Genomic DNA, 4,418 nt, shown 5'->3' with positions numbered 1-4,418 from the left:
GCTCTTTCGGGAAGGTCATATAGGCGAGCACGTCCTCTTCAGCGTCGTCCATGATGGTGGCAAGCTTCGACACTTTCGGCCTGATCTGATCGGCGACGCTGCGCCATTGAGCGCTTGCTGCCTCCGGTGTCTCCTGGGCAAAGGCCGTGGCGATGAAGGCGGATACGACCCGCCTGCCGCTCTTTCCAGCATGCGCGAGCACGTTCCTCATGAAGTGAACCCGGCATCTTTGCCAAGTGGCATTGAGAACCTTGGTGACGGCGGCTTTGAGACCTTCATGCGCATCGGAGACGACAAGCTTGACGCCACGCAATCCTCGGCGTGTCAGCCTGCGCAGGAATTCCGTCCAGATCGGCTCGGCCTCCGACGTGCCGACCTCCATACCAAGGACCTCGCGTCGACCATCGCTGTTGACGCCGACGGCGATGATAACGGCGACGGAGACGATGCGACCGCCGCGCCGGACTTTGAGGTAGGTCGCATCGACCCACACATACGGCCACTCGCCTTCAATCGGCCTGTCGAGGAACGCCTTTACCTTGACGTCGATCTCTTCGCATAGACGGCTCACCTGGCTTTTGGAGATGCCCGACATGCCCATGGCCTTGACCAGCTCGTCGACTGAACGGGTCGAGATTCCTTGGATATACGCTTCCTGGATAACGGCTGTCAGGGCCTTCTCTGCCATACGGCGCGGCTCGAGAAAGCTCGGAAAATAGCTTCCCTTGCGCAGCTTCGGAATGCGGAGTTCAACGGTTCCGGCTCGCGTCTCCCAATCGCGGTCGCGGTAGCCGTTGCGTTGAGCAAGGCGCATCGGGTTCTTCTCGCCGAAGTCAGCACCAGTGGCCGAGCCGACCTCAAGCTCCATCAGCCGCTCGGCGGCAAAGCCGATCATCTCGCGCAATAAATCTGCATCGGCGCTCTTCTCAACAAGCGAGCGCACGTTCATCATGTCATTGGTCATCGGTGGTCTTTCCGTCAGGTTGGTCTTCAACAACCCGACCCTAGCGTAAAACACTGATGGCCGCCCGCAAACCCAATCACCCGCTACAGCGCTATGAAAAGCGCGCGGGCGCTCGGCTTTGCTACCTCCCGCCACCTACACCACGTGCCGGGACACGATCTGCAACATTGGTATCGCCTTCAACAAGGGCAACGACGGCGCTCAAGCGAACGCGCGTCGAGACATGTTGATCGCCTACGCGTCAGCGCCAGGGGTCGATCTGGGCCGCGTGCTTGCCGGGGAACTGGCGACAGTAACGACACGTCGCTCGGGGCTCGGGCTTCTATTCCTGATTAAGGGAACCGAAGGCGCCGAGCACAAGGTGGTGATATCCCGCTTTCGTGCCAACAACGGCGTGGTCGTAAACGAGGCTGCCGACATGCTGACGGTAGAATTCATCGACCGCGTATTCATGAAAAATGCCCATTCTTACAAAGCTGTCGTCTACAAACACCAGTCATTTCAAGGCGGCTTCTGGAGTGGAATGGCCGTCGACAAGCAGATTAACAGTCAGGATCTGGACTCGTCGGACTACTGGGTTAAGGACTTCCTGCTGTCAGACTTCATGACCAGTCCCGCGTTTGGCACGCGTCGTCTCGCCGTTGCACTGAAGAAAGCCATCAAGGCTACGGATGATCTAGAAGTAAAGCGCCAGATCACCGCCGCGGCTACGCTTGCCAGTGGGCTTGGTGCGGCGACGTTAAGCGTTGAGGCGTTCTGTAATCGCTACGGATTTACCGACGGCGCAAAGGCCGCCGTGGTGAAGCAGCTTGAACGACCTGACTTGGCCAATGATAATTTTCAATTCGATGCTACCGAGTTCACGAAACAATTGCCTTACCGGACTGTGGAGCTGGACAACGGGGCTATGCTGACGGCCGATGCTGCTTCCTTCGATAAGGTATTTCAACACACGCCCGTTGAGGAAGGAGCCGACAGGATCCGATTCAGTACAGTCGGCTCGGTGGTTAGTGAAAAACTGGAGAAAGGTAGATGACAGTAGAAGTTCGATATCGAGCGCGATACGAAACCGTGCTCTTTCCCATCGCCGATAAGCTTTCCAACTTATTGCAAGACATCTTCGCTGGTCAGCCACGGATCGATCGAATCTCGACGCGCCCGAAGTCCGTGGAGCGCTTCGTGGGCAAAGCCGCTGCGTTGAGGGATGGCAAAGCCAAGTACGATGATCCGCTTCATCAGATTCAGGATCAGATCGGCGCGCGGATCGTTACCTTCTACAAGGATGATGTGCATAGGATTTCGGAGGAAGTTCAGCGCTATTTTCACGCTATCGAGTCGAAAGATATGTTGCCAGAGAACGAGTGGGAATTCGGGTATTTTGGAAACCACCATATCCTGATGCTGCAGCAAGATTTAATCGACCCGGGTTTCAACAAGGACCTCGTGCCCTATTGTTTCGAATTGCAAATCAAGACACTTTTTCAGCATGCTTGGTCCGAGGCAAACCATGATCTCGGCTATAAGCCTGGACAGCAGCCGCTCGCCAGCGACGAGTTGCGGCAGCTTGCCTTTACGTCCGCTCAGGCATGGGGAGCTGATCGGGTATTCAACGATCTTTTCATAAAGCGAAACGCGCAGCATTGAAAACAAATGCTGCATTAGGATTGCCTATCGGGCGATGTCACGTTGTTTGATCAACGGCCGTAAAGTCGCTTGTCGGTAAACTCATGCAATTGCAGCGGTCACGGCTTTCCACTGCGCCATGGCGCGGATGCGATGAATATGGGTGGCTAGGGCTGAGTGTCTCTGGTGCGGCGCGACGAAAAGATTTCGGACTGCTGAAAAGACCGAGATGAAACGTTGCAAACCTCCGACGGATCGAAAGCCCTGCATCATCCGCTCTCGTTTTCGAAGCGGCACGTGAGAATTCTCTGCGCGATTGTTAAGGCCCTTGTGCGATCGATGTTCGACAGCGGGCATCACGTCCCGTTTTGCCGCTCCGTATGAGCGCAGTTTGTCGGTGATGATGCGCTTCGGCGACAGGCCTTCTTCAGCAGCCTGACCAGCAATCGCTTCGCAGCCTTGGTATCGCGGCGGGTCTGGACGATCTCGTCGAGAACGTAGCCGTCCTGGTCGACAGCACGCCACAGCCAATGTTTTCGGCCGCCGATGGAAATCACGACCTCGTCCAGATGCCAGATATCTTTCTGCGACGGCTTCTTTCTACGCAGCTGCTTGACGTAGGCTGCCCCGAATTTGCAGCCCCATCGCCGTATCGTTTCGTAAGAGACGACGATACCGCGCTCCAGCAGCATCTCCTCGACCATCCTTAGGCTCAAAGGGAACCGAAAATACAGCCAGACCGCACGGGCGATGATCTGCGGTGGAAAGCGTGGTTCTTGTAGCTTACGGTCGGACTGTTCATCCCAACCCGTTATCCCACAATCGTTAAGCCGCAGACAACGTGACATCGCCCTTGCCCTTCTTGGGGAACCCGGTGTCATCCACGATCCAAGCCTCAATAGGCCCATTCTGCTCGATCAGCGGCAGCACCAAGTCACGAACCCGCGCCAGGAGCGCCTCGTCAGACCAGGGCGCTTGGCCGACAAAATGCAGGAGCGACTGATGCTTGGCCGATACCCGCGCTGGCGCCGTCACCGCCGCCAGAGGCTCGACACTCTTGCGGTCCACCGGCAGCATGAGTCCGAGGCAATAATCGTTGAGCGGCTCCGCCCGATCGGCGTGCCCGATCACATCGACCAGCTTATGGACATAATCCGCAAAGGCTGCTTCACTTCCTATGCTCAGGCCATTCATCTCAGCTCTCTCCTGCTGACCACGAATCGCCTACGCTAGCACATCATTATCCAGCCCGAATCCCCCGGATTTTGTGACTCAGTAAGACTAGAGCGGGATTGTTTTAGGTCTGTTCATATCCGGTTTCCTTGAAGTAGTTTTGGCACTCTTTCGGCGAGACGGTGGTTTGAAGGGTTTCTGCCAGCGCCTCGGTGAAAGCTTACCGCGAGACTTGAACGACCCGCCGACTATGCAGGCAAGTTCTCGGCAAAAATGACGTCAAATGGCAAGGTCCGGTTTGGCGCGGCCGGCCGTATGCCTATGATTGAGGAAACCATCTCGTCAATGACCGCACGCGCAAATGCCTCGATTGGTAAGCAGAGGAAACAACTGATAACGCCGTCAATCAGCGCGGGTCGCGTCGCGTCAGTAAGATCGTTGCAAACGACGACCGGCCGCTGGCCGCTACTATGAGCTCGAATTGCCTGAACAATCCCGTCCTGTCCGCCACCCGCATCGTATATGGCGGCGAGATCGGCGTGGCTATCAAGGAGGCGCGTTGTGACTTCACGAGCCACCTCTGGATCATCCAAATTGACAATTGTTTCAAGCAACCGGGCCTCTTCTCCTATTTCACGGAAATAGGATCGAAACCCCA

General features: G+C 56.4%; 4 protein-coding genes and 2 pseudogenes. 2 read left to right on the top strand and 4 right to left on the bottom strand.

Annotation, left to right across the window (positions count from 1 at the left end):
* Positions 1-964, bottom strand: a 964-nt coding sequence (locus OS035_RS33245; RefSeq protein ID WP_331815589.1) for an IS256 family transposase, incomplete at its 3' end; no start/stop codon positions are given.
* Positions 965-1,187: 223 nt separating this feature from the next.
* On the opposite strand from OS035_RS33245, the gene OS035_RS33240 reads away from it, so the two are divergent.
* Both OS035_RS33240 and OS035_RS33235 read left to right on the top strand, forming a co-directional pair.
* Positions 1,188-2,000, top strand: coding sequence for a hypothetical protein (locus tag OS035_RS33240; protein WP_331815586.1), 813 nt, complete (start codon positions 1,188-1,190; stop codon positions 1,998-2,000).
* Positions 1,997-2,608: a GTP pyrophosphokinase gene (locus OS035_RS33235; protein WP_331815583.1), complete on the top strand. Its 612-nt coding sequence runs from the start codon at positions 1,997-1,999 to the stop codon at positions 2,606-2,608. Before OS035_RS33240 ends, OS035_RS33235 begins: the two co-directional genes overlap by 4 nt.
* Before the next feature lie 81 nt (positions 2,609-2,689).
* Here the strand turns inward: OS035_RS33235 and OS035_RS33230 are convergent.
* From OS035_RS33230 to OS035_RS33215, 3 genes and pseudogenes are all read right to left on the bottom strand, one after another.
* Positions 2,690-3,435: pseudogene (locus OS035_RS33230) on the bottom strand (IS6 family transposase).
* Positions 3,431-3,781 (bottom strand): annotated as a pseudogene (locus tag OS035_RS33225) (transposase); the annotation flags it as partial. The pseudogenes OS035_RS33225 and OS035_RS33230, both read right to left, overlap by 5 nt.
* Before the next feature lie 227 nt (positions 3,782-4,008).
* Positions 4,009-4,418 (bottom strand): substrate-binding domain-containing protein (locus OS035_RS33215; protein ID WP_331815577.1); only part of this gene is annotated, 410 nt, incomplete at its 5' end.

The organism is Rhizobium sp. 268, from assembly GCF_036571585.1.
Lineage (GTDB): Bacteria > Pseudomonadota > Alphaproteobacteria > Rhizobiales > Rhizobiaceae > Rhizobium > Rhizobium redzepovicii.
The sequence above is the reverse complement of the archived record's forward strand: the minus strand, read 5'-3'. Positions and strand labels throughout refer to the sequence as shown.

Excerpts from the sequence above, each read along its gene's own strand:
- OS035_RS33235 (WP_331815583.1), top strand. The coding sequence starts at position 1,997 with ATGACAGTAGAAGTTCGATATCGAGCGCGATACGAAACCGTGCTCTTT.
- OS035_RS33240 (WP_331815586.1), top strand. The coding sequence starts at position 1,188 with ATGTTGATCGCCTACGCGTCAGCGCCAGGGGTCGATCTGGGCCGCGTG.